This is a genomic window from Vitiosangium sp. GDMCC 1.1324 (assembly GCF_003044305.1).
GTDB lineage: Bacteria > Myxococcota > Myxococcia > Myxococcales > Myxococcaceae > Archangium.
In genome coordinates, this window is the sequence record NZ_PZOX01000005.1 from 524205 (window position 1) to 547445 (window position 23241).

21 protein-coding genes and 1 tRNA gene are annotated in these 23241 nt (G+C 67.7%); 13 read left to right on the top strand and 9 right to left on the bottom strand.

Going from position 1 to position 23241, the window contains the following annotated elements; genetic code table 11:
• Positions 1 to 12: 12 nt before the first annotated feature.
• Both DAT35_RS18080 and DAT35_RS18085 read right to left on the bottom strand, forming a co-directional pair.
• Positions 13 to 987: an NADP-dependent oxidoreductase gene (locus tag DAT35_RS18080; protein ID WP_199242930.1), complete on the bottom strand. Its 975-nt coding sequence runs from the start codon at positions 985 to 987 to the stop codon at positions 13 to 15.
• 299 nt (positions 988 to 1286) lie between these two features.
• On the bottom strand, positions 1287 to 1733 hold the full coding sequence (locus DAT35_RS18085; protein ID WP_108068268.1) for a DoxX family protein: 447 nt from the start codon (positions 1731 to 1733) through the stop codon (positions 1287 to 1289).
• Positions 1734 to 1829: 96 nt separating this feature from the next.
• Here DAT35_RS18085 and DAT35_RS18090 point away from each other — a divergent pair, with 96 nt between their 5' ends.
• Positions 1830 to 2744, top strand: coding sequence for a LysR family transcriptional regulator (locus DAT35_RS18090; RefSeq protein WP_108068269.1), 915 nt, complete (start codon positions 1830 to 1832; stop codon positions 2742 to 2744).
• Positions 2745 to 2845: 101 nt separating this feature from the next.
• Here the strand turns inward: DAT35_RS18090 and DAT35_RS18095 are convergent, their stop codons facing one another.
• A complete protein-coding gene (locus tag DAT35_RS18095; protein WP_233261536.1) occupies positions 2846 to 3508 on the bottom strand; it encodes a hypothetical protein in 663 nt (220 codons plus the stop codon).
• 581 nt (positions 3509 to 4089) lie between these two features.
• Here DAT35_RS18095 and DAT35_RS18100 point away from each other — a divergent pair.
• Entirely contained in the window at positions 4090 to 5703 is a 1614-nt protein-coding gene (locus DAT35_RS18100; RefSeq protein WP_158501763.1) for a trypsin-like serine protease, read from the top strand.
• A 78-nt stretch (positions 5704 to 5781) separates the two neighbouring features.
• Entirely contained in the window at positions 5782 to 7605 is a 1824-nt protein-coding gene (locus DAT35_RS18105; protein WP_108068271.1) for a discoidin domain-containing protein, read from the top strand.
• Here the strand turns inward: DAT35_RS18105 and DAT35_RS18110 are convergent.
• Positions 7577 to 7954, bottom strand: coding sequence for a hypothetical protein (locus DAT35_RS18110; RefSeq protein WP_146209764.1), 378 nt, complete (start codon positions 7952 to 7954; stop codon positions 7577 to 7579). The genes DAT35_RS18105 and DAT35_RS18110 overlap by 29 nt on opposite strands.
• A gap of 389 nt (positions 7955 to 8343) precedes the next feature.
• Here DAT35_RS18110 and DAT35_RS18115 point away from each other — a divergent pair, with 389 nt between their 5' ends.
• Positions 8344 to 8772, top strand: a complete 429-nt coding sequence (locus DAT35_RS18115) for a hypothetical protein (RefSeq protein ID WP_108068273.1) — start codon at positions 8344 to 8346, stop codon at positions 8770 to 8772.
• Between the two features lie 77 nt (positions 8773 to 8849).
• Positions 8850 to 9830: a type I methionyl aminopeptidase gene (gene map / locus DAT35_RS18120; RefSeq protein ID WP_108068449.1), complete on the top strand. Its 981-nt coding sequence runs from the start codon at positions 8850 to 8852 to the stop codon at positions 9828 to 9830.
• Between the two features lie 9 nt (positions 9831 to 9839).
• Here the strand turns inward: map and DAT35_RS18125 are convergent, their stop codons facing one another.
• Positions 9840 to 10103, bottom strand: coding sequence for a hypothetical protein (locus DAT35_RS18125; RefSeq protein WP_108068274.1), 264 nt, complete (start codon positions 10101 to 10103; stop codon positions 9840 to 9842).
• 133 nt (positions 10104 to 10236) lie between these two features.
• Positions 10237 to 11991 (bottom strand): SPFH domain-containing protein, encoded by a 1755-nt coding sequence (locus tag DAT35_RS18130; protein WP_199242931.1) that lies wholly within the window; start codon positions 11989 to 11991, stop codon positions 10237 to 10239.
• Between the two features lie 356 nt (positions 11992 to 12347).
• Between DAT35_RS18130 and DAT35_RS18135 the strand changes: the two genes are divergently transcribed.
• The 7 genes from DAT35_RS18135 to DAT35_RS18165 all read left to right on the top strand — a co-directional run bounded on the left by DAT35_RS18135 (position 12348) and on the right by DAT35_RS18165 (position 17748).
• On the top strand, positions 12348 to 13709 hold the full coding sequence (locus tag DAT35_RS18135) for an IscS subfamily cysteine desulfurase (RefSeq protein ID WP_233261554.1): 1362 nt from the start codon (positions 12348 to 12350) through the stop codon (positions 13707 to 13709).
• A gap of 110 nt (positions 13710 to 13819) precedes the next feature.
• Complete coding sequence (iscU, locus tag DAT35_RS18140; protein WP_108068277.1) at positions 13820 to 14218, top strand: Fe-S cluster assembly scaffold IscU; 399 nt, start codon at positions 13820 to 13822, stop codon at positions 14216 to 14218.
• 25 nt (positions 14219 to 14243) lie between these two features.
• Positions 14244 to 14645 carry an iron-sulfur cluster assembly accessory protein gene (locus DAT35_RS18145; RefSeq protein ID WP_108068278.1) on the top strand — a complete coding sequence of 134 codons (402 nt, stop codon included), beginning with the start codon at positions 14244 to 14246 and terminating at the stop codon, positions 14643 to 14645.
• Positions 14646 to 14792: 147 nt separating this feature from the next.
• Entirely contained in the window at positions 14793 to 15359 is a 567-nt protein-coding gene (hscB, locus tag DAT35_RS18150; RefSeq protein ID WP_233261555.1) for a Fe-S protein assembly co-chaperone HscB, read from the top strand.
• On the top strand, positions 15356 to 17200 hold the full coding sequence (gene hscA / locus DAT35_RS18155) for a Fe-S protein assembly chaperone HscA (protein WP_108068280.1): 1845 nt from the start codon (positions 15356 to 15358) through the stop codon (positions 17198 to 17200). The genes hscB and hscA overlap by 4 nt, the downstream gene beginning before the upstream one ends.
• A 1-nt stretch (position 17201) precedes the next feature.
• Positions 17202 to 17579: a 2Fe-2S iron-sulfur cluster-binding protein gene (locus tag DAT35_RS18160; RefSeq protein ID WP_108068281.1), complete on the top strand. Its 378-nt coding sequence runs from the start codon at positions 17202 to 17204 to the stop codon at positions 17577 to 17579.
• Between the two features lie 85 nt (positions 17580 to 17664).
• Positions 17665 to 17748 (top strand) — tRNA-Leu (locus tag DAT35_RS18165).
• A 67-nt stretch (positions 17749 to 17815) separates the two neighbouring features.
• On the opposite strand, the gene DAT35_RS18170 is transcribed toward DAT35_RS18165, so the two are convergent.
• Positions 17816 to 18898: a lysylphosphatidylglycerol synthase transmembrane domain-containing protein gene (locus tag DAT35_RS18170; protein WP_108068450.1), complete on the bottom strand. Its 1083-nt coding sequence runs from the start codon at positions 18896 to 18898 to the stop codon at positions 17816 to 17818.
• Positions 18895 to 20496 (bottom strand): alkaline phosphatase family protein, encoded by a 1602-nt coding sequence (locus DAT35_RS18175; RefSeq protein ID WP_108068282.1) that lies wholly within the window; start codon positions 20494 to 20496, stop codon positions 18895 to 18897. Before DAT35_RS18175 ends, DAT35_RS18170 begins: the two co-directional genes overlap by 4 nt.
• 155 nt (positions 20497 to 20651) lie before the next feature.
• Between DAT35_RS18175 and DAT35_RS18180 the strand changes: the two genes are divergently transcribed.
• The gene (locus DAT35_RS18180) at positions 20652 to 21854 is read left to right on the top strand and encodes a BamA/TamA family outer membrane protein (RefSeq protein ID WP_108068283.1); all 1203 of its coding nucleotides are present in this window, start codon (positions 20652 to 20654) and stop codon (positions 21852 to 21854) included.
• A gap of 11 nt (positions 21855 to 21865) precedes the next feature.
• Here DAT35_RS18180 and DAT35_RS18185 read toward each other — a convergent pair whose 3' ends face one another.
• Positions 21866 to 23182: a cell wall metabolism sensor histidine kinase WalK gene (locus DAT35_RS18185; RefSeq protein ID WP_108068284.1), complete on the bottom strand. Its 1317-nt coding sequence runs from the start codon at positions 23180 to 23182 to the stop codon at positions 21866 to 21868.
• Between the last annotated feature and the right edge of the window lie 59 nt (positions 23183 to 23241).

Sequence of the window (23241 nt, forward strand, 5' to 3'; positions counted from 1 at the left end):
CTCCTGGATGCGTCAGTGGATCCGCAGCGCGAGCTTGCCCAGGTGGTGCTTGAGCACCTCCTGCTGCGCCCTGACGGCCTCCTCCATCGAATAGAGATGGCCGATCTCCAGATGGAAGGGACCTGCTTCGATCAGTTCGTTGAGCCGCTCGAGGATCTCCGGGCTGGGGATGCCATCGTAGGCAATGACCTCGACCCCCTTGGGGCCGCGCGGGCGCGGATCCACGCCGTTCGGGTGAGCGATGCGGCCGCCCTGGCGAACGTGCTTCAACGCTGTCTGGCAGGTGTCACCGCACGCCAGCACCAGCGCCGCGTCGAGTCCGTCCGGTGCGAAGTCGCGACAAACCTTCTCCACGTCACCGTGGTGGCCCTCGACGACTGCGTCCGCGCCGAGGCGACGGGCCAGTTCCACCCCGTCCTCGCCCGAGGCGCTTGCCAGCACCTTCGCCCCCAGCCGCCTGGCGAGCTGCAGCGCGATGTGGCCCACTCCGCCGCTGGCGCCGAAGATGAGCAGGCGTTGCCCCTTCTCGAGCTTGAGGTGCTCCTCGAGCCCGCGAAGCGCGGTGATGCCGTCCGCCGCGAGTGCCGCCGCCTGCTCCACCTTCATTCCCTTGGGAATCCGTGCCGTGTGCTTCGCCTTCACCGCGGCGAACTCCGCGTAGAAGCCTCCCTTGGGGTTTCCGAACGCGTAAGCATAGACGCGGTCATGCTCCTTGAAGCCCTGAACGTTCTTGCCCACCGCGAACACCTCACCCGCGCCATCGGAGCCAGGCACATAGGGGAACCGCGGCCCCCCTTCGATCATCTTGGCCATCACGCCTTCCCGCTCCCAGGGATCCCAGACCCCCACCCCGGCCGCCTCGACGCGGATGAGGATCTCGTCATCACCGCATTGGGGAACAGGCAACGTCTTGATGCTGAGGACCTCCGGGCCGCCGAAGCGGTCGAGCGCCGCGGCTTTCATCGTGCCAGGAATGGATGTGGCCATGTCGATACTCCTCCTCGGGTGAATCCAACTCCCGAGAAGATGGGCACGCCCCGAGCAACCAGCAGTGCCCGTCCCTCCGAAGCCCGAGCATGGAATGCATGGGAGGGTACTTCGGCTGACGCAGGGCAGGAGTGGGAAGCAGGCCTCGGCCAGGTCGGCTGCACCGCGACGCCGCGCTGGAGCGGCAACTGCTGGCTCGGGTCTCCCAGCTGGCGCTGGTAGCCGCCCTGGAGCTGGACGACCCTACCCGAGCGGCTCCGATGTGTCGCTCATCGACCGCGCGGACCTGCTGCTGCCCATCATCCAGCGGTCACCGTTCGGCCGGCCGGGGCCTCCTCGGCCGAGGCGGCGGGCTCCACGCGAGCGCGCAGCATCGGCGCGAAGGCGGCGCGGTAGCTCCACGCGAGGTACAGCTCCAGCGCGAGGAGGACGATGGGCATTGCAGGCGCCGGGGCGAGCACGAAGTGGAAGCCCGCGATGTTGATGAGGATGGGCGCGAGCACGGTCAGCGCCAGGGGGACGAAGCGGTTCGCCAGCAGCGCGAGGCCCGCGGCAATCTCAATCGCCTTGATGAGCGGGAAGACGTAGCCCGTCACCATGAGCCCTTCGATGAACACGCCTGCCTCCTTGGGAGGCGGAGGCGGCTGCGGCAGGAAGTGGAGGAAGAAGTTGAGGCCGAACACGAAGAACACGAGGCCGAGCAGCGTGCGAGCCACGCGCGGGCCCCACCTGGCAACGAGAGACATGGGGAATGCTCCTGTGAAGTTCTCGCCCCCAAGCTAACGGCCACCCCCGGGCTGCACTAGTATGCCGGCGGGCAACGTATTATTGCTGTGGGAGCAATGGACCTGAACCGCGTCGCCACCTTCCTCCGCGTCGTCGAGGCCGGCTCCTTCACTGCCGCCGCGACGCGCCTCCAACTGCCCACGTCGTCCGTCAGCCGCAGCGTCGCGAAGCTGGAGGAGGACCTCGGCATCGTGCTGCTGGAGCGCACGACGCGGAAGATTTCCCTCACCGACGCCGGCCGCGCCTACTACGAGCGAGCCCGCGAGGCCGTCGCCGGGCTCGACGAGGCGACGCTGCTGGCGGGGGATGCCGCGCGCGAGCCGAGCGGTGTGGTGCGCCTCGCCGCGCCGCCCGAGCTGTCAGGGAAGCTCGCGCACACCCTGGGCGCGTTCGTCCGCCAGCACCCGAAGATTCATGTCGACGTCATCCACACGGCGCGCGGCACGGAGCTCGTCGGAGGCCAGGTGGACATCGCCATCGTGGCCGGGCAACTCCAGGACTCGGACCTCATCGTGCGCAAGCTCGGGGTGAGCGTGCACCGGATGTACGCCTCCGCGACGTACCTCGAGCGACGCGGGATGCCCCGCACGGTGGCCGACCTGGCCCGCCACGAGGCGGTGCTGTACCGGGGCAACTCCGGGCAGGCGACATGGGAGCTCATCGGCCCGCGTGGCTCGGAGAGCGTCAAGGTCCAGGGCGCGCTGAGCGCGGACAGCGTGCAGTTCGTCTTCGAGGCGGTGATGGGAGGCCACGGTATCGGCCTGCTGCCCGAGCAGCTCCTCTCGTGCATCTCCGCGTCGAGCACGCTCCTCCAGCCTGTCCTGCCGAAGTACGTCTCCACCGGCACGCTGCAGTCGCTCGTGCACGCCTCCCGGCACCTGCCCAAGCGCGTGACGCTGCTGCGCGACTTCCTCTCCCAGCACCTCGTGTCCTGCGAGCGGGCCTTCGAGCGGCCCAGCCGGCCCGCGTGACACCGTGGCCCAGCGGGACCCGGGCCACGGGCACGCTGCCCTCAAAGCACGAACGAGCGGGAGCGCCACTGGAGCCACACGGCAACGGAAGCGGCGCCACCTCAGAAAGACTCGAGGAACGGTAGGTCCAGCCGTCCAGGCCCAGTCTCGTTCTCTCTCGAATCCGGCGTTTCGAATCCTGTAACACCTGCTCCAGGTCCGGGCCTCGGGCAGTTCACCGGCTGATAGGCCCCTCCATTCCCTGTGTACGCGTAGGTGTCCATGGTCCCGTGCCCATCGACGAAGCCAAAGAACCCGCTGCCGGACTTGGCGATCGCCAGGTACGTGCCGGGAGGCACGAACAGCGCGTCGTACCAGCCGAACCCATGCTTCCTGCAGACATGAGTGAAGGGAACCTGCGCCGGGAAGGAGGCTTGCACCGAGGCCACGTCCTCTTGCGTGATGCTGGCGAGCTGGTCGGGAGTGCACTTGCCACGATTCTGGCAGAGCGCCGAGTCCGGTCCGATGCGGATGACGATGAAGCCCGTGCCCACGCAGGAGATGCCGAGCCGTAAGCGGCCCACATCAGGCATGGAGATGACGCGCGTGTCGGGGTTGGTGCGGTGGTAGTCCGAGGCCAGGTACACCGGCGTGCCCGGCACGGTCGTTTCTCCCTGGCAGGGCCCGGGATAATCCCTGCTGCTGGCTGCCTGGGACGCGCTGCCTCCCAAGAGGGCGAGGACGCTCAGCCCTACCCGCGTGAGCTCCCTCCGCTTGGATGTCATGTTGGCTTTCATTGGATCGACGCTCTCCTTTCGGCAGCGGGTGCTGCACTACCGTGGGTACGAGAGCGAGCAAGAATTGGATGAAGGCCTTCTCACGGGCCGCGGAAGCAGCACGAAGAGCAGAGGAGGAAGCTCGGCTGCCATGTTGCGTGGAGGTCCGCGTCCCACGGCACCGCCCCTTGTTCGGCGTATCGGCGGCTGTCGCCGACAAATCGGCGGCTGTCGCCGACAAATCGGCGGCTGTCGCCGACAAATCGGCGACTGTCGCCGACAAATTGTGGCGGGTCACCGGATTGGGGCTGGCGCCGGTTCATTGGACAGCTCGAGCAAGCTGCTGGCTGTGCCCGTCGAGGCGGCGAGCTCGAATCCCGCCGAGCTGAGAGAGCCCGGCTTCGGCTCTGCCCCCAGTCAGCCCGGCGCGAGTCCACTGGCGCGCCCCGTGCAATGACTGGATTTCGCGCCGGCTGGCGCAGGGAGCAGTCCCCCCGGCAGTCACGCCCTCCACGTCGGCACCCTCTACACGGGAGAAATCAATGTCGCGAGAACACAATCGTCCAGGAGTCCCGAGGTCTTCGAGGTTCGTGCGCTGGTCGTCGGCGCTGTGTGTCTTCCTTGGCGCATGCACCACTCAGGACGGTCTACCTGAAGCGAATCTCCAATCCTCGACCCAGGAGATCATCAACGGCACTCCGTACGAGGCGGAGAACAGCGGCTTCGTCATGATGGTCAGCAATGGCTCGCTCTGCAGCGCCACGTTGCTCAACAACGAGTGGGTGCTCACCGCGAAGCATTGCAACGTCGTCGCGGGAGCGACGGCGTATATGGGCTCGCAGTCCCGCGGGGTGATTCAGGTGGTCAACCACCCGAACCTGGATGTCACCCTGGCGCACCTGCAGAGCCCGATGAGCATGCGGAACTCGAGCAACGCATACGCCAGGGCGCTGCGCACCACGCCGCTCGCGGTGGGGGAAGCGGTGCAGTGCTTTGGCTACGGCCTCAACACCTTCGACGCGGGTGCTGGCACGCTGCGCACGGCGGCCCTGAGCCTCAGCAGCCTGACGGCGACCGAATACAACTTCGACCGGAACGGCTCGGGCCAGGTGCAGTGGAAGGGGGACTCTGGCGGCCCCTGCATCGACAGCGAGGGCAGGGTCGTCAGCGTCGCGTCCTACTGCTGGTACGGGAACAACGAGGTGTATTCCTGTGCCGTGGTGCGCTCCGATGTGTTCGCGAGCTGGGCGAATGACTACACCAACCTCCGGACCGGTGCCAGCTATCGCATCCAGGTGAAGGCGGATGGCCGCTTCCTCCACGAGGATGGATGGGGTGACAAGTTGCTCAGCACGCGCTACCAGCCCAACGACGACTACACCCAGTTCATCCTGGAGCCCAATGGCGAAGGCTGGCGGATCAAGGTGAAGGCGGATGGCCGCTTCCTCCACGAGGATGGATGGGGTGACAGGTTGGTCAGCACGCGCGTCCAACCCAACGATGATTTCACCGTGTTCATGTTCACTCCGTCCGGAGATGGGAGCTGGCGCATCTCTGTCAAGGCAGACGGCCTCTTCCTCCACGAGGATGGATGGGGTGACAAGTTGCTCAGCACGCGCTACCAGCCCAACGATGACTTCACCCGGTTCTATCTGACGCGGGTCGACATCCCGGTGAACTTCGAGTTCGGGGATGCGCGCCGTACCACCTCCACCGGCGACTGGGCCGCCTTCAGCTACAAGTCCGAGTGCGCCAGCGGTGAGATGGTGGCCGGCCTGTCCCTCAACCCCACCTCGCGCAATACCCGCGTCGCGCTGTGCCGCGCCAGCGGTGACTCCCGCTTCCCGCACAACGGCTGCTACACCCGGCACTTCTCCTCCGGCGACAGCCGCGGAACCCTCGCCACCGGCGACTGGGATAACGGGTACTACAAGGGGGAGTGCGGCACGAACGAGTTCGTCGCCGGTGTAGCCCAGGACGCCGCCCATGGAATCACCGCCATGCTCTGCTGCCCCGGCACGGTGGCCCACAACTCCTGCGTCGCCCGCGTCTTCGACGGCCAGAATGGAGGCTGGAACCCCGCCTCGGGCGACTGGGACCCCGGGAATTGGAAGGGCGAGTGCGGTCCCGGCAGCTACACCGCGGGCCTCTCCCGCAACACCTCCACCGGCACGCCCCACGCGCTGCTCTGCTGCAATCCTTAACAACACATCCGTATCGAGGAACCCAATCCCCATTCCGGCTCAGATGAGCCCGGCACATCGAAACTCACGAGGAGACCCATGAACGTTTCCCCCTTCTGTTCGATTCGAGCATCCCTCGCGGCGGCCTTGCTGCTCCTGTCCGCCTGTCAGCCCCCCGAGTCCCCCGAGCCCGGCGTCGAGTCCGCGCTGCCTGGGACGGGCGGGGCCAGCGGCACGAGCGAGGAGGTGCGCACCGTGGTCCAGGCCGTCGACATCCCCTCCAACTACGACTCCGGCATCTGGGCCATTCCCAGCGAGGGAAACCTCTACGCGGACCGGCTGTATGGCGTGAGCGCCCAGTCCTGCGCCGATCTGTGCAGCGCGAGGCAGGACTGCACCGGCTTCTACGCCTTCACCGATTGGGATACCTGCCAGCTCTATGGCGCGCAGGCCGAGACCGCCGGCCGTATCGGGCCCTGGAACAACATCAAGATGTACTGGAAGCGCAAGAGCGTGAATGCGCAGCAGTACGCCTCGGGCATCTGGGCCGTCCCCAACGAGGGGTACATCTCGGACACGCTGTATGGGTACACGCCCGCCCAGTGCTCGCAGCTCTGCGAGTCCAAGGCCGATTGCACCGGTTTCTACGCGTTCACCGACAGGCTGCAGTGCCGCCTCCACGGCCCGGCCTCCGAGAAGTCCGCCACCAACGGCCCGTGGACGAACCTCATGGAGTACCAGCGCAAGCGCGCGACCCGGGCATTCCTCGTGGATTTGAAGGTCCTCACCACCTCCAGCGGCGGGAACGAGTTCTGGAGCGAGGCGCATGCCCGCAACGTGCTCGCCGAGGCGACGAAGCTGATGCAGGGCGAGGTGGCCTTCAGCCTGGCGACCTACACGCGCGTCGTCGATGACGCGCGTTACAACGGCAACTCGCAGTACGACATCCTCCTGGCCTATGGGAACACGACGCAGAGCGGCCGGATGACCGTCTACGTCTCCAGCCCAAATACCTACGACTCCGCCGGTGTGGCCTGGCAGGGCGCGCAGTTCGCGCCGTACTTCGTGATGCGCTCGCGGCAGAACAATGGCAGCGCGAGCGACCTCGACGAGACGGCCCGCATCTTCCTGCATGAGTTCGGGCACAACCTGAACTTCTCGCACGGGGCCGCCACCGAGCAGGACCCCTTCCACACGGACTGGTACTGGAACGTCGCCCAGGCCCGGCAGGTCGTCACCCGGCTCGCGGACTGGTCCCGGCTCTACCTCATGGGGACCAGCCCGAACATCAAGACCGACAGCCTCGACTGTGGTTGGGGCTGGGGTGTCCCCACCCAAGGAGCCCTGACGGAGCCGCAGTTCTACGCGCCCACGGCGCTGGCGTGTGCCGCGCGATGCGCCCAGACCTCGGAATGCGCGAGCTCCCACTGGCGTGATGATGGGGCATGCGTCCTCTATGGCGCAGACAGCATCGGCCATACCGGCATGGGCTGGTCCAACGTGGAGGTGTGCTGGAAGAAGTCCGATGGGACGGACCTGGCGCTCGCGCGCCCCACGCTCCAGTCCAGCACCGATTGGGGCGGCGCCGCGTCGCGCGCCGTGGACGGCAACATGGATGGCAACTTCAACGCGGGCTCCGTCACCCACACCGCCACCGAGTCCCAGCCCTGGTGGCAGGTCGACCTCCAGAGCTCCCGGTTCATCAACAAGGTCGTGGTCCGCAACCGCACCGACTGCTGCTCCGACCGGCTGAACAACTTCAAGGTCCTGGTCTCGGAGGATGGGAGCACCTGGCAGGCGTACAGCTTCCCGAACGTGGCGCCGCAGCAGACCGAGTTCCCGGTGGGGAGGACCGGCCGCTTCGTGAAGGTGCAGCTCGACGGCTCGGGCGTCCTCAGCCTGGCCGAAGTGAAGGTGCTCTAGGCGGGCCCCGCGGCTCCAGAGCCCGGGCGGCGCGGTGGGGGCCGCCCGGGAGCTCGAAGCGCGCGTCCACCTTCTCCACCTCGTGGTTGTCTCCGGGTTGGACGGATTGCGACGGTAGGTCCAACCGTCCAGGCCGTAAGCGGCCGACATCAGGCATGGAGATGACGCGCGTGTCGGGGTTGGTGCGGTGGTAGTCCGAGGCCAGGTACACCGGCGTGCCCGGCACGGTCGTTTCTCCCTGGCAGGGCCCGGGATAATCCCTGCTGCTGGCTGCCTGGGACGCGCTGCCTCCCAAGAGGGCGAGGACGCTCAGCGCTACCCGCGTGAGCTCCCTCCGCCTGGATGTCATGTTGGCTTTCATTGGATCGACGCTCTCCTTTTGGCAGCGGGTGCTGCACTACCGCGGGTACGAGAGCGAGCAGGAATTGGATGAAGGGCTTCTCAAGGACCGTGGAAGCAGCACGGAGAGCAGAGGAGGAAGCTCGACTTGCCATGTTGCGTGGAGGTCCGCACGAGCAGCAAGACTCCGAGTGAGAGCCCGCGGCAACCGCGTCCAGACCCGCATCAGTCCGGGGACACTATTATTTCTGGAATGAACTCGATTCCTGATTGATTCGGAAAAGCTGGTTTTCGTTTGACGGAGCGTGAAAACATTGGGAATCCTCTTCTCGGCCACTGCTCCGTGGTCTGTGCGCCACCGTGGTGCGCTCACCCCCCAAAGAAACCGAGGACAATCCCATGAAGAGCTTCCGCCTCCTGAGCACGCTGTGCGTTCTGTTCCCCGCCCTGGCGTGGAGCGGCCCGGTCCACAACGTCTGGTCGACGTCGCCGTTCTTCATCAAGGACGGGAACAACACCTACAACGCCACCTCCGGCAACAGCGCGTTGAGCTGGAACGAGTCCACCGGCTATGCGTTCGCCAATGCCCGCGCCACCAGCAGCCTCGGTGACGTCTACGAGTTCCAGCTCGTCTCCACGACGGCCACCACGACGAGCTACGAGATCGTCGGCACCTGGAACGTCACCAAGAACGGCAGCCCGCTGTGCACCAACTGCACGGGCTCGGCCTACGGGCTGAACATGGGGGTTGGCAGCTACTTCAAGATCTACGTCAGCGGTGAGACCTATGGCCTCAGCGCTTACGTCACGAGCGTCTTCAACTACTGAGACGGGCTCCTCGGCGGTGCGCGCGTGGGCCGGGACGCGCGCACCCGCTCGCGCGTGCTGTATAAATGCGCTCCGACATGAGCACGTCCACCTCGCCTCTCCTGCCCCCCGCGAAGCTGCCCGGTCCCAACGAACCCTGCTGGTGCGGAAGTGGGACGAAGTACAAGAAGTGCCACCGGGGCGAGGACTCGCAGGCCCGCGCACCCGTGCCCGCCTCGCGGCGTGTGCAACCCGGAGTGGTGAGCCCGCGCCGCCCGGTGCCTGCTCACATCCCTCGGCCCGACTACGCGGAGACAGGCCGTCCCGGTCCCGGAGTCCTGGGCGATCCGACGACCCGCCTGACGCGGATGCGGAGGGCCTGCCGCGCCGCCGCCGAGGTCCTCCAGGTGACGGGCGCCGCCGCACAGCCGGGCATCACGACGGACGCGCTCGATGCCCTCGCGCACGAGGAGTACATCCGCCGCGGAGGCTACCCGAGCACGCTGGGCTACCACGGGTTCCCCAAGTCCCTCTGCACCTCGGTCAACGAGGTCATCCTCCACGGCATCCCGGACAGCCGGGCCCTGGAGGATGGGGACATTGTCAACCTCGACATCACCATCTACCTCGATGGGATGCACGGCGACTGCTCAGCGACCTTCCCCGTGGGGAAGATCGACGCGGCCTCCGAGCAGCTGCTCCGGGTGACCCGCGAGTGCCTGATGCTGGGCATCGAGGCGGTACGTCCGGGCCTCCCCATCAACGTCATCGGCCGGGCCATCGAGGCCCACGCCAAACGTCATGGCTATGGCGTGGTGAACGCATACTGCGGGCACGGCATCGGCGAGGTGTTCCACCGCTCGCCGCAGGTCTGCCATGCGTTCGATCCCCACGCGACCGACATCATCGAGGAGGGCATGTTCTTCACCATCGAGCCCATGCTCACGATGGGCGCCATCCACCATCGGGATTGGGATGATGGGTGGACGGTGGTCACCGCGGATGGCAGGCGCTCGGCGCAGTTCGAGCACACCATCTTCGTGACGCGCGATGGCGCGGAGATCCTGACCCAGGTGTAACGCCTGGCGTCAGTTCAGGGGCTCTGTCCCTCCTGGCCGACGCAGCCTGTAGAGCTCTTTCACGAAGGAGACGAAGCTGCGGGGCCCCTCGCACACGAGTGTGGCGATCAAGAAGAACCCCAGAGCGATAAACGGGCCTGAGTGGTACCCGATGAAGCCGCCCGCGAAGAATCCTCCCACACTCATCAGAGGGTGGAAGGAGAACCCGAGCGTGGCTCCGACAACAGCGCCGACAAGCGTGCAAAGCAACGCCATGAATTCAAAGACGTTCATGGCGCGGTGCCTTTCAAGATGCACGCCATGACGTGCGCTCCTCCCGAGAAGCAGCAAGAGTCGAGGAGCGCGCCGCCAGACTGACATCCGACAGCGCGTCGAGGCGACACGCTGTCACTCCCGCCAGCGAGGGCTACGCGGCCGGGTCCTTCTTCGGCGCCGTGGGCACCTGCAGGCCCGCCGAGCGCGCCAGGCCCATCACGCCCTCCACCGCCGCCGCGATGTAGCCGAACGGATTGGCTCCATCCACGGCCGTCACGTGCACCTCGCCCATCTTCTGCTGGAACGCCGCCGCCACCTGCGGCAACTGCTGCGCCAGCACCAGTTGGATCGACTCCGGCGACAGCGTGTTGTCGATCTCCCGCAGCGCCCTCGCCCTCGCCAGCTCCGGGTCCTGCGTGATGCGGGCCTTGCGCGCATCCATCTCCGCCATCGCCAGTTCCGCCTCGGCAATGGCACACCGCGCCTCCGCCACCTTCGCCTGCGCCCTCGCCCGCTCCGCCTCCTGCTGCAACACCGCCATCATCGCCGCGTGCCGCGCCGTCTGCGCCTGCTGCTCCTGGTGCAGCTTCTCCAGATCCGCCTCCGCCTTCACCACCGCCATCTGCCGCTCATGCGCCAGGCGCGCCGCCTCCGCCTCCTGCTCCAGCTTCAGCCTCTCCAGCTCCGCCTGCGCCTTCGCCACCGACAGCGCCCGCTCATTCGTCAGCTTCGCCGTCTGCGCATGCTGCTCCAGCTTCAGCCTCTCCAGCTCCGCCTGGGACCTCGACGCCGCCAGCCCCCGCTCCTGCGCCAGCTTCGCCTCCGCCATCCGCCGCTCGGCCTCGAGCTGCGCCAGCTTCTGCGCCTCCTCCGCCTTCGTCTTCTGCTCCCTCACCTCCAGCTCGGCGTTCAGCTTCGCCAGCGCCGTCTCGCGCTCCAGCGTCACCTGCGCCTGCCGCGTGCTCCGCTCCTTCGCGACCCGCGCCTCCTCCACGCGCGACTCGATCGCCAGCGCCTCCAGCTTCGCCTGCTCCTCCGCCTCCTGCCGCTTGTGCCGGACCTCCTCCTCCGTCGCCAGCCGCGTCAGCGAAATCTGCCGCTCCGCCTCCGCCTCCTCCTTCCGGATGAAGCGCTCCTTGGCCAGCTCCGCCTCGCGCGCCACCCGCTCCTGCTCCTCCCGGAAGCGCGCCTGCATGTTCGCGAACACCGTCTCCGACAGCACCCGCACGTCCTGGATCTCAATCGTGTCCAGGACCACGCCCCACCCCGTGGCCGCCCGGTCCTCCGGCCTCCCCTTCCCCGACACCACCGGCGCGATCTCCCGCATCAGCTCCGTGGCGATTCCCTCCTTGCGCTTGGAGAGGCACTCCTCCACCGACAGGTTCGCCACCAGCCGCCGCACCGCTCCCACGAACATCTCCCGCAGCAGCTCCGCCAGCTTCTGCTGCGCCCGCTCCGGGAAGGAGAAGTTCAGCATCCGGAAGGCCACCAGCGGATCGACAATCCGGTACACCGCCAGGCCCGTCACCTGCACGCCCACCTTCTCGCTCGTCACCTGGTCCGCGGTGAACTGCAGCCGCTGCACGCTCGTGGGGACGATCGCCACCGCGTCCCCCGGCAGCTTGAAGCACGAGGCCCCCTGCCCGCTCACCTCGCGCACCCGGCCCCGGCGCATGTGGATGAGGAACTCGCTCGGCCTCGCGGTGACCAGGCCCCACTTCTTCATCTTCTCCGGGTCCTCCTCCGGCTTGCCCGCCCTCCACCCGCCCTGGTACCGCCGCAGGTCCTCCCCGCCCCCCTGCGGCTCGCCCCCGCCACTGCGCACCAGCTCCGACCGCCCTCCCACCGACAGCTCCATGGCCCCCACGGCGTTCAGCTTCATTGCCCGCTTCTCATTCGTGCTCATTGGCGCACCCTCCGGAAGTCCCGGACTCCCGGAATTGCAGCCTGCTGGCCAACGCCCCGCTGCCCTGAAATCGCGCACTTGGCCACTCGGGGTGTTCCAGGCTGGCGCACCTGCTCCAGAGTGGAGCGCTCCGCTCCGGTACAACCCGTGATAGAGGACTGAATCGGTCTGATTCGCGGTTGATACAGCCTGGGGCGCCCCGCCCTTATGTCAGCTTGACCGGGAGGGTCCCGATTTTATAATTGACCGGTCCAGTCCACATTAGGTGTGCCCAGGTAGGACATCCTAGGACCTCGCGGGGTTACCGGCACCCGCGGCGAGGGGACGAACAGTTGCCCGGAAGGTTTACCGAGATGCTGAAGCTGCCCATCTACATGGACAACCACGCCACCACCCCGCTGGACCCTCGGGTGCTGGAGGCGATGATGCCGTACCTCCGTGAGGACTTCGGCAATGCCGCGTCGCGCAACCATGCGTTCGGCTGGAAGGCCGAGGCGGCGGTGGAGCAGGCGCGCAAGCAGGTGGCGGCGCTCATCGGCGCGTCGGACAAGGAGATCGTCTTCACCTCGGGCGCCACCGAGTCCGACAACCTGGCCATCAAGGGCGTGGTCGAGTTCTACAAGGACAAGGGCGACCACATCATCACCCTGAAGACCGAGCACAAGGCGGTGCTCGACACCTGCAAGCGCCTGGAGCGCGTGCGCCAGGAGCGGCTGGACGAGCTGAAGCTGCTGCGGCTGGGCCAGCTCACCGGCGCGCCCGTGTCGCGCGACAACCTCGCCGAGCTGTCCATCAAGCACGACCTCGACAGCGACCCGGTGTACCGCCAGTGGGCCGAGCTGCCCACCGGTGGCGCGCGCGTCACCTACCTCGAGGTGGAGAAGGATGGCCGGATCGATCTGAAGAAGCTCGAGGCGGCCATGACCGACAAGACCATCCTGGTGTCGATCATGCTCGCCAACAACGAGATCGGCACCGTGCAGCCCATCGCGGAGATTGGGAAGCTGTGCCGCAAGAAGGGCATCCTCTTCCACTGCGACGCGGTGCAGGGCATCGGCAAGGTGCGCTTCAACGTGGAGGAGATGAACGTCGACCTGGCGTCCATCTCGGCGCACAAGATGTATGGCCCCAAGGGCGTGGGCGCGCTCTACGTGCGCCGCAAGCCGCGCGTGCGCATCGCCCCCATCATCGATGGCGGCGGCCATGAGCGCGGCATGCGCTCGGGCACGCTGAACGTGGCGGCCATCGTGGGCTTCGGCAAGGCGGCGGAGATCGCCCAGCAGGAGATGGCCGACGAGTCCACCCGCCTGCTGCGCCTGCGCGAGAAGCTGCGCAAGGGGATTACCGACCAGCTCGACATGGTGACTGTGAACGGCTCGCTGGAGCACCGGCTGCCGGGCAACCTCAACATCTCCTTCGCCTACGTGGAGGGCGAGGCGCTGATGATGGCCATCAAGGACGTGGCGGTGTCCTCGGGCTCCGCGTGCACCTCGGCCTCGCTGGAGCCGTCCTACGTGCTGCGCGCCTGCGGCGTGGAAGAGGAGCTGGCGCACAGCTCCATCCGCTTCGGCCTGGGCCGCTTCAACACCGAGGAAGAGGTCGACTACGTCATCAAGCTCATGGTGGACAAGGTGAACCGTCTGCGCGAGATGAGCCCGCTGTACGAGATGGCGAAGGAAGGCATCGACCTGAAGAGCATCGAGTGGACGGCGCACTAGCCCCGTCCCGGGCCCTCCCCTGGTTGGAGGGCAGGCGGGCACCCGACCCCGGCACGGTTGCCGGGCAACGGACCCGGTGACAAGCGTTCATAAGGGAGTAGCGAGTACCCATGGCCTACAGCGACAAAGTCATCGACCACTACGAGAACCCCCGCAATGTCGGCACGCTCGACAAGGCCGACCCCAACGTGGGCACCGGTCTGGTGGGGGCTCCCGCGTGCGGCGACGTGATGCGCCTGCAGCTGAAGATCACCGACGAGGGCATCATCGAGGATGCCAAGTTCAAGACCTTCGGGTGCGGCTCGGCCATCGCCTCCAGCTCGCTGGTGACCGAGTGGGTCAAGGGCAAGACGGTGGACGAGGCGATGACCATCTCCAACAAGGACGTGGCCCGCGAGCTGGCGCTGCCGCCGGTGAAGATCCACTGCTCGGTGCTGGCCGAGGACGCCATCAAGGCCGCCATCGACGACTTCAAGAAGAAGCGCGCGGCGCGGCAGCAGAAGGCCTGAGCAGGACCGAAGGAGGAGGCGCGTGATGAGCGAGCAGGCGACAACCCAGACGAGCCAGACGCAGACGGCGCCTGCCCCCACGGCCGCGAAGCCGGCGGCACGGGGCATCACGCTGCACGACACCGCGGTGGAGCAGCTCAAGAAGCTGCTGGCCGAGCGGCAGACGCCCGAGGCGGGCTTGCGCGTCGCGGTGCGCGGCGGCGGGTGCTCGGGGCTGGCGTACGTGATGGAGTGGGCGGAGAAGCCGCGCGAGAAGGACAAGATCTTCGAGCGGGATGGCGTGCGCGTGTTCGTGGACCCGAAGAGCTACCTGTACCTGCTCGGCACGGAGATCGCGTACGAGTCCACGCTGATGGCCTCCGGCTTCAAGCTGAACAACCCCAACGTGAAGAGCGCGTGCGGCTGCGGCGAGAGCTTCTCCGTCTGAGGGGCTCGCTCATCCCAGGTTGGCTCCGGGGCTCGGCCGAGGAAAGCCGAGCCCCTTCGTTTTGCCCCGGAAAGGGGACCCGAAGTGAAGTGCTGGAACTGTGAGAAGGACACGGCCGGGCGCCCCTTCTGCCCGGCGTGTGGAAAGATCGCGGCCCGTCCCCCGGGAGCCACCCACTTCGACGTGTTCGGCCTGCCCCGGGCGTACGACGTGGACCTGCCCGCGCTGGAGAAGCAGTACCGGGAGCTGTCGCTGCAGCTCCACCCGGACCGGTTCGCCCAGGCGGAGGCACGCGAGCGCCGGCTGTCCCTGGAGCAGACCACGGCGCTCAACGAGGCCTTCAAGACGCTCAAGGACGGCACGAAGCGGGCCTTCTACCTGCTCAAGCTGCTCGGGGTGGACCTGGAGCGGGAGGACGCCGGCACGCAGAAGGACATGCCCCTCGAGTTCCTCGAGGAGGTGATGGAGCTGCGCGAGGCGCTCGACGAGGCCATGGAGGCCCGGGACACCGAGCGGGCCCGGAAGATGGCCTCGGACGTGGCGAGCCGCCGCAAGGCCGCCCTCCAAGAGGCCGTGGACACGCTGCGCACCCTGGAAAAGGGCGTGCCGGTCGAATCGTCGGTGAAAAAGGCATCGCACGCCCTGGGACGGGTGCGGTACTTCACGCGCTTCCTCGAACAGGTCGACGCGTTCGAGGAGGAGATGCTGTCGTGAGCAAGAACGGCTTCCTGCAGATTCATGACCCGCTCAAGCCCAAGGGGCATGCGGTGGGCATCGACCTGGGCACCACGAACTCGCTGGTGGCGAGCGTCATCCAGGACAAGCCCCGCTGCCTCGTCGCGGACGAGGGGGACTCGAAGCTCCTGCCCTCGGTGGTGCACTACGGCAAGGACGGCGGCGTGGTGGTGGGCTCTCGGGCCAAGCAGCTCGCATCCGAGCACCCCACCGACACCATCATCTCCGTGAAGCGCTTCATGGGCCGCAGCCCGGACGACGCGGAGACACGCAAGCTCGGCGCCTACAAGTTCGCCAGCGGCGGCAAGGTGGTGCGCTTCGAGGTGGTCGGCGGCCAGCCCGTGACTCCCATCGAGGTGTCCGGGGAAATCCTCCGCGCCCTCAAGCGCCGCGCCGAGTCCCACTTCTCCGGCAGGGTCGAGCAGGCCGTCATCACCGTGCCCGCCTACTTCGACGACGCCCAGCGCCAGGCCACCAAGGACGCGGGCCGGCTCGCGGGCCTCGAGGTGCTTCGCCTCCTCAACGAGCCCACCGCCGCCGCGCTCGCCTACGGACTCGACAAGGGCAGCCAGGGCACCTACGCCGTCTATGACCTCGGCGGCGGCACCTTCGACATCTCCATCCTCAAGCTGGTGGACGGCATCTTCGAGGTGAAGTCCACCGGCGGTGACTCGGCGCTCGGCGGCGATGACTTCGACCGGGCCATCGCCCAGCGCGTGCTCGAGGCCATGGGTCAGTCCTCCCCTGCCCCCGCGCTCGTCGCCGAGGTGCTCGCCGCCTCGCGCAAGGCCAAGGAGTCCCTCACCGACGTTCCCGAGGTGGAGCTCTCCGTGGGCTCTCACCGGCAGACGCTGCGTCGCCCGGACTTCGAGGAGTGGATCCGCCCCTTCGTCCAGAAGACGGGCGTGGTGTGCCGCCGGGCCATCAAGGACGCGGGCGTGGAGGCCTCGGAGCTGGATGGCGTCATCCTCGTGGGCGGCGCCACCCGGGTGCCCGCGGTGCGCCGCTTCGTCGCCGAGCTCTTCGGCCGCGAGCCGCTCGGCGACATCGACCCGGACCAGGTGGTGGCGCTCGGCGCGGCCGTCCTGGCCAACCTGCTCACCACCGTGGACCGCCAGGACGACGTGCTGCTGCTGGACGTCAATCCCCTGTCGCTCGGCCTGGAGACGATGGGCGGCCTGGTGGAGAAGCTGATTCCGCGCAACTCCACCATCCCCACCGCCGCCGCCCAGGTCTTCACCACCTTCAAGGATGGGCAGACGGGCCTCGACATCCACGTGCTCCAGGGCGAGCGCGAGCTGGTGGAGGACTGCCGCAGCCTCGCGCGTTTCACGCTCAGTGGGATTCCCGCCATGCCCGCCGGTATGGCCCGGGTCGAGGTGCGCTTCCAGGTGGACGCCGACGGCATCCTCGCCGTCACCGCCCGCGAGCAGAGCACCGGCACCACCCAGTCCATCACCGTCAAGCCCAGCCACGGCCTCTCGGATGAGGAGATCGAGCAGATGCTGCTCGACTCCATCGACCACGCGGAGGACGACGTGCAGGTACGCCAGGTGCGCGAGCAACGCGTCGAGGCCGAGCGCGTCCTCACCGAGGCCGAGCGTCAGCTGGGGCAGAACGCGGCCCTGCTGGCCGACGGGGAGCGCCCCGCCATCGAGGCCGCCATGGCGAAGGTGCGCGAGCTGGCCAAGGGGAACGATTCCCACGCCCTCAAGGAAGCCATCCACGCCCTCGACGAGGTGTGCAAGCCGTTCGTCGAGCGGGTGATGAACCAGGCCCTGACGAAGGTCGTCGCGGGCCATTCGGTCGAGGAGTTCTGACGTGCCCAAGGTCCACTTCAAGAGCCCCCTGGATGACGTCACCGTGGAGGTGACGACGGGGACCACCCTGCTGGACGCCGCCGAGAAGGCCGGCGCCCAGGTGGGTCACTCCTGCGGCGGAGTCTGCGCCTGCTCCACCTGCCATATCTGGGTGCGCAAGGGCCTCGAGTCGCTCTCCGAGCAGACGGACCAGGAGATGGACCGGCTGGACATGGGCTTCGACGTGCGCCCGTACTCCCGCCTGTCCTGCCAGAGCGAGATCGGGAATGAGGACATCCTCGTGGAGATTACCGAGGAGTCCCTCTCGGCCTTCATGGACGAGAACCCCGCCGTCCGGCGCCGGCTCGAGTCCGAAGGGAAATGGCCGTTGAAGAAGTGAGGTTGAAACAACTGCTTGACGGGGACGGTTCAGGCATCTATACACCGCACCCGTCGACGCAACGCACCGCCGAGACGCACCGCCTGCCCAGGTGGTGGAATTGGTAGACACACTAGATTCAGGGTCTAGCGCCTGCAAGGGCATGGAGGTTCGAGTCCTCTCCTGGGCACTGAAAAAGGCTCCGACTGAAAAGTCGGGGCCTTTTTCTTTTTCAGCACTCCGCTGTCCCCTCGGCCTCAGCTCGGGGCGTGAACGGGCTCCACCGCCTCGTGGGCCACGTGGCTCGCCGCCTCCCGAGCCAGGCTGCCGCCCTTGCGGAGATCCTTGATGCGGATGCCGCGCAGCCGCACGGAGAGTGCCCCCAGCAGTACCTGACTCAACACCGTGCCCAGATGGGTGAGCGTGGAGAAGGCCGCCGCGTCCTCGGCCGAGGCTCCCAGGTTCCGCGCCGCCCAGCTCGTGACGAAGTAGTAGATGCCCATGCCCGCCGGAATCCCGGGAAGCGACTGGCCCAGCGCGATGGCCCCCAGCACCACGGTACCGGCGAAGAGGCCTCCCCGCACCCCGATGCCCCGCAGGGCCAGCCCATAGGCCAGCGCGGGGGCCAGCACCGACGGGATGGAGAACACCAGCGCCTTCGCCATGCCTCGGAAGCTGCGCGCGGTGCCCAGCCCCTCGGAGATGTGCCCCAGCAGGTGCTGCAACCGCGGCAGCTTCTTCTTGCGCTCCAGCAGGCGCGCCAGCGGCAGCGAGTAGTGGGCCAGCAGCACCACCAGCACCACCAGCCCCACGCACACCCCCACGGCGATCCGCAGAGGACCGGCGAAGTGGGACATCGTCGCGCCGAACGGCCCCGCGAAGGACAGGGCCACCAGCCCCATCAGCACGGCGAACTCCAACAGCTTGCATACCGCCACCGAGCCCAAGGCCTGGAGGAACGGAATGCGCTGGGTGCGCGACAACAGAAAGGACCGGATGAAGTCCCCCAGCTTCCCGGGCAGCGCGTTGTGCGTGAAGGCGCCGATCGCCACCAGGTGGTAGCGCTCGCGGAAGGGCACCGGCTTGCTCAGCGTCGTCTGCCACTGCACCGCCCTCGCCGGGAGGATGGACGCGGACAGCAACAGGAAGGGAATGAACCAGTGCAGGTGGCCCGGTAGCGCCCGGACGAACTTCCGCAGCGAGAAGCGCGGACTGACCAGGGGCCCTTCCCTGAACAGGTTCCACTTGAAGAAGGCACTGGAGATGAGGAGGACGGTCAGCACCACCCCCAACAGCACCAGCAGTGCCTTGAGATACGCCCAGCCCGCCGGCCGCCTCATGTCGCCTCCGCCCACCTCGTCTCCGGGATGATCAACGGCTTCGCCCCGTCGCGGTACACCTCGGACAGCCGCTCGTGCAGTTGCGTGCAGTGGCTCAGCGCCGACAGGTCCACCGGAAGCTCTCTCGGCCAGCAGATGAGGCTGGAGGTCTCCGTGCGCGTGAGCCCACCGTGCGAGCCGAACTCCCACGCGAAGCCCACCGTGCCACCCCGAGGCACCGCCTGGCCAAAGAGCACCAGGTCTCCCGCCGTGGACATGTAGGGCAGCTCGCGCAGGAAGTCCGCCACCGCCCGGCGCGAGAACTCCGCATCCAGTGGCGCGCTGTCGATTTCGCCCGGCCCGTACACTCCTCCGTTGATGACGGCCACCGCCGAGTCACCCCGGCGCACCGCCACGATGGCGATGTCCGGATGGCGCGCGGCCCTCGCGATCACCTCCGGGTGGCGCGCCACCAGCTGCGCCGCCTCGAGCGGCTTCTGCTCCCGCGTCAGGTAGACGTGGGAGAAGTTGCCGGACTCGACGACCACCGGCTCCTCCGGAGCCCCTGCCAGTCCGACCACCGGATGCGGGCGGCCATCGAGCAGCCCCCGTGCCACGTCCTCGGAGAGCGGCAGGGGCTCGCCTCGCAGGAGGATGTCCTCGAGCCGCTGGCCCCCGCGCTGCTCGATGGGGTGGCTGTCCACGTGACCGTGGTCCGTGAGGAAGATGAGATCGTACCCGGGCTCCACCACCTGGGCCACCGCGTAGAGCTCCGCGAGGTAGGCGTCCACACGCTGCAACTCCGCGAGCGCCTGCGCCGAGTGCGGGCCGCGGCGGTGGGCCACCTCGTCATAGTTGCCGTAGACGAGGTAGACGATGGGCACGCCGCGAACCATGTCCAGCAGGCTCTTGGAGTGGACGAAGCTCCACCCGAGCCGCTGCAACACCACCCGGCTCATGAGGAAGCCGCTCTCATGGCGCCAGTCCCGGAGCGCGCGGGCCCAGCCGTACACCTCGGTGAAGGCCTTCCACGCGTCGCGGCCGAGCGAGCGCAGATAGGAGAGCGGCGTCTGCGTGCGCGCCGCGAGAATGCCCGCCATCTCGTACTTGAAGTTCTTCGCCATCAATCTGTAGCTGCCCAGCGTGCTCATGCACATGCGATTGCTGGCGTCCGCCTTGAAGAGCGAGAAGTACGTGTGCCCGCCACTCGACAGAAGGCTCCCGCCGGGGCAGCTCCGCAGCCGGGCCTCGACCGCGAGCGTGTCGCTCGGCATGTTCATCTGGACCTTGCGGCCGAGCTCCCGGTCGAACCAGCTGTAGGCCGGCAGGTTGGGATGGCGCAGGCCATAGAGAAAACCCGCCTGGAAGAAGGGCGTGGAGGCAGGCGAGCCCCAGAACGCATCATCCATGGAGTAGGCGCCGGAGCGCATGAGCTTCGAGAAGAAGGGCATCCGCCCGGTGCGAACGGCATCCTCGAGATGTGACTTGGGGACCCCGTCCAGGTGGACGACGAGCAGCTTGCGTCGACGAGAAGTCGACAGCGGGGCGACCTTCGCCCCCACGCGCCGCACGTACTCTCGAGCCCAGGCCTGCAACTGTGGGTTGATGACTTCGTTCACGGTCTCGCCTCCCCTCCCCCCGCGCCGAAGATGCGCACGGAGGAGGCCGCCAGCCGTGCGGTGCGAGTCAGGTCCGCCGGAGGGCAGCCGGACGGACGCGGGCCCCAAACGTCAACGTGGTCCAGCCCCTCCGCGGCATGGCACCTTGAAGATTGATGCTCACGACCGCGCTGCTGTTGACAACGCTGGCCACTGCCCCCACCGCGCCCCCGAGCGCCCTCTCCACCACCACGGACTCGGCCTCGAGTCCGGCCCCGGCGGAACAATCCTCGAAGAAGGAGCGGGGCGTGGACGCCATCGTCCTGCCCCTGGTGAGCTACAACTCGGACCTGGGCTTCACCTATGGCGGTGTGGCCGGCGCCTACGTGTACGCGCCGGGACATAAGCCGTACCGGCATGGCATCGCCGTCCAGGCCATGTTCACCAGCCGCGGCCAGCAGAACCACTACCTGCGCTACGACGGGCCCCAGCTCATCGGCCCCTTACGGTTGGAGGCGCGCCTGGAGTACCGGCGCGAGCTGCACAGCCCCTTCTATGGGCCGGGCAACGTGTCCGCTCAAGGCTTCAACGGCGACGAGAGCCAGGAGTTCTACAACTACAAGAAGGGCTCGCCGAGCGCGTTCGTGCGCCTGCGCGGCCATCCCTGGGGAGAGGACCACCCGCTCCAGACCTACGTGGGCTACTCGTGGCGGTACACGCAGGTGGATCCCTTCGAGGTCTCGGCGCTGGCGCAGCTCAAGCCGGTGGGCATCGAGGGAGGGCCCACGGGGCAGATCATGGCGGGCGTGCTCTGGGACACTCGGGACAACGAGTCGGATCCCGTGCGCGGCGGTGTGGAGGAGCTGGCCCTGCGGGTGTCGGGGAGCGCCACGGGCAGCCGCTACCAGTACGCGGGCGTGACGCTGAGCGAGCGGCGCTTCTGGCAGCTGGGCCCGCGCTTCGTCCTGGCGCAGCGGCTGACGCTGGACGCGCTGTTCGGCGAGGTGCCCTTCTTCGAGTGGGTGAACACGGGCGGCGTGAGCAGCTCCGAGGGCATTGGCGGCATGAGCACCGTGCGCGGCATCGAGCGCAACCGGTTCGCGGGCAACATCAAGGCGTTCTCGAACACGGAGCTGCGCGTCCGGGCCTTCGACTTCAAGCTGTTCGGCTCACCGGTGATCGTCGGCGGCGTGGCCTTCGTGGACCTGGGACGCGTGTGGCACCCGAACGTGGCGGACGGTCCGTGGTGGATGTGGCACCCGGGCCTGGGCGCCGGTCTGCGGCTCACCCGGCGCGCCGCGGTGGTGCGGTTCGATTGGGCCATGTCCCCGGAGTCGGGCCGCAGCCGCATCTACCTGAACTTCGGCCACATGTTCTGAGGGCCCGGGCCTCACGGATGGGCGTCGGCCGTCTGCTCCGCCAGGGCCAGGCTGAACGAGAAGGTCGAGCCCTTCCCCTCCTCGCTCTCGAACCAGATACGGCCGCCGTGGCGCTGGAGGATCTGCTCGCTCAGGTGGAGACCGATCCCCATTCCGCCGCGGTCACTCCCGAGCCCGGCATGGGCGCGGTAGAAGCGCTCGAAGACCTGGCCCTGCCGCTCCCGGGGAATCCCCATTCCCTGATCCCGGATCGACACTTCCGCCAAGGAGCCCCGGCTCCTCACCCAGACCTCGATGTCTCCGCCCCCGGGCGAGTATTTGATGGCGTTGTCGACCAGGTTGGTCAGCACCTGCTCGATCCGGTCCCGGTCCGCGTCGACGAACACGGGACCCTCCCGGTGGAGCACGAGCCGGTGCCGGGATGAAACGCCCTCCATCCGATCGAGCACCTCGCTCACCAGCTCGCCCAGCTCGAAACGCTGGCGCCGCAGCTCCAACCGGCCCAGCTGGAGCCGGGAGACCTCGAGCAGTTCCTGCACCAGCTCGCTGAGCCGATCACTCTGGCGGCTGAGGATCTGAAAGGCCTTGCCCTCTCGAGGCTCGTGCCCGCCCGGCGTCCAGCGGTCCAGGAGCTGCGCATACCCCTTGATGGTGGTGATGGGCGTCCTCAGTTCGTGGGCGGCGATGGAGAGGAACTCGTCCCGCATCCGCTCCAGGCGCTTGAGCTCGGTCACGTCGCGGACCATCACCACCGCCAGCATGGGCGATGGATCCGCCTCGGAGACGACCGGGGAGGCAGTCACATGGATGTAGTGCAGCTCTCCGTCCTGGCGCCGGAATTGGAACTCCTCCTCGAGCACCGTCTCACCCCTCAAAGCCCTCCGGCTGGGCGTCTCGTCCCTCGGCACCCGGCTCCCATCCGGACGGCGGATGTCGAACAGTTCGACCAGGTGCTGGACATCCTCCGGCACCCTGCCCCCCTCCAGCTTGAACAACGTCCGCATGGCCCTGTTCGCCTCCACGATCCGCCCCTGGGAGTCGATCAGATAGAGCGCGTCGGCCATGCACTCCAGACTCGCCCGGTGACGAGCCTCGGATCGACGCAGGGCCAGGGTGTCCCGCCGGATGAGGGCGTACAGCAGGCCCGAGGTGGCGGCGACGAACACCCAGCCCTTGAGGATCTCCACCAGGGTGAAGTGGCCCACGCCCCCCACCACCAACGCGGTGAGCATGTCCGAGAACGTGATCCACAGCACGGCGACCACGGCATAGACGACAACGGGCCGCCAGGGGGTACGGAGCCGCCCTGCTTTCGCCGCATGGGACATGACAATCTCCAACCTAAACGAGAGGCCGGTGCGGGAGCAGACTGTGAGCCAGGACCGCC

What these genes read in the sequence shown, in the direction of transcription:
- DAT35_RS18080 (WP_199242930.1), bottom strand. Translation starts at nt 987, where the DNA reads ATGGCCACATCCATTCCTGGCACGATGAAAGCCGCGGCGCTCGACCGC.
- DAT35_RS18085 (WP_108068268.1), bottom strand. Translation starts at nt 1,733, where the DNA reads ATGTCTCTCGTTGCCAGGTGGGGCCCGCGCGTGGCTCGCACGCTGCTC.
- DAT35_RS18090 (WP_108068269.1), top strand. Translation starts at nt 1,830, where the DNA reads ATGGACCTGAACCGCGTCGCCACCTTCCTCCGCGTCGTCGAGGCCGGC.
- DAT35_RS18095 (WP_233261536.1), bottom strand. Translation starts at nt 3,508, where the DNA reads ATGACATCCAAGCGGAGGGAGCTCACGCGGGTAGGGCTGAGCGTCCTC.
- DAT35_RS18105 (WP_108068271.1), top strand. Translation starts at nt 5,782, where the DNA reads ATGAACGTTTCCCCCTTCTGTTCGATTCGAGCATCCCTCGCGGCGGCC.
- DAT35_RS18110 (WP_146209764.1), bottom strand. Translation starts at nt 7,954, where the DNA reads ATGACATCCAGGCGGAGGGAGCTCACGCGGGTAGCGCTGAGCGTCCTC.
- DAT35_RS18115 (WP_108068273.1), top strand. Translation starts at nt 8,344, where the DNA reads ATGAAGAGCTTCCGCCTCCTGAGCACGCTGTGCGTTCTGTTCCCCGCC.
- map (WP_108068449.1), top strand. Translation starts at nt 8,850, where the DNA reads ATGAGCACGTCCACCTCGCCTCTCCTGCCCCCCGCGAAGCTGCCCGGT.
- DAT35_RS18125 (WP_108068274.1), bottom strand. Translation starts at nt 10,103, where the DNA reads ATGAACGTCTTTGAATTCATGGCGTTGCTTTGCACGCTTGTCGGCGCT.
- DAT35_RS18130 (WP_199242931.1), bottom strand. Translation starts at nt 11,991, where the DNA reads ATGAGCACGAATGAGAAGCGGGCAATGAAGCTGAACGCCGTGGGGGCC.
- iscU (WP_108068277.1), top strand. Translation starts at nt 13,820, where the DNA reads ATGGCCTACAGCGACAAAGTCATCGACCACTACGAGAACCCCCGCAAT.
- DAT35_RS18145 (WP_108068278.1), top strand. Translation starts at nt 14,244, where the DNA reads ATGAGCGAGCAGGCGACAACCCAGACGAGCCAGACGCAGACGGCGCCT.
- DAT35_RS18170 (WP_108068450.1), bottom strand. Translation starts at nt 18,898, where the DNA reads ATGAGGCGGCCGGCGGGCTGGGCGTATCTCAAGGCACTGCTGGTGCTG.
- DAT35_RS18180 (WP_108068283.1), top strand. Translation starts at nt 20,652, where the DNA reads ATGCTCACGACCGCGCTGCTGTTGACAACGCTGGCCACTGCCCCCACC.
- DAT35_RS18185 (WP_108068284.1), bottom strand. Translation starts at nt 23,182, where the DNA reads ATGTCCCATGCGGCGAAAGCAGGGCGGCTCCGTACCCCCTGGCGGCCC.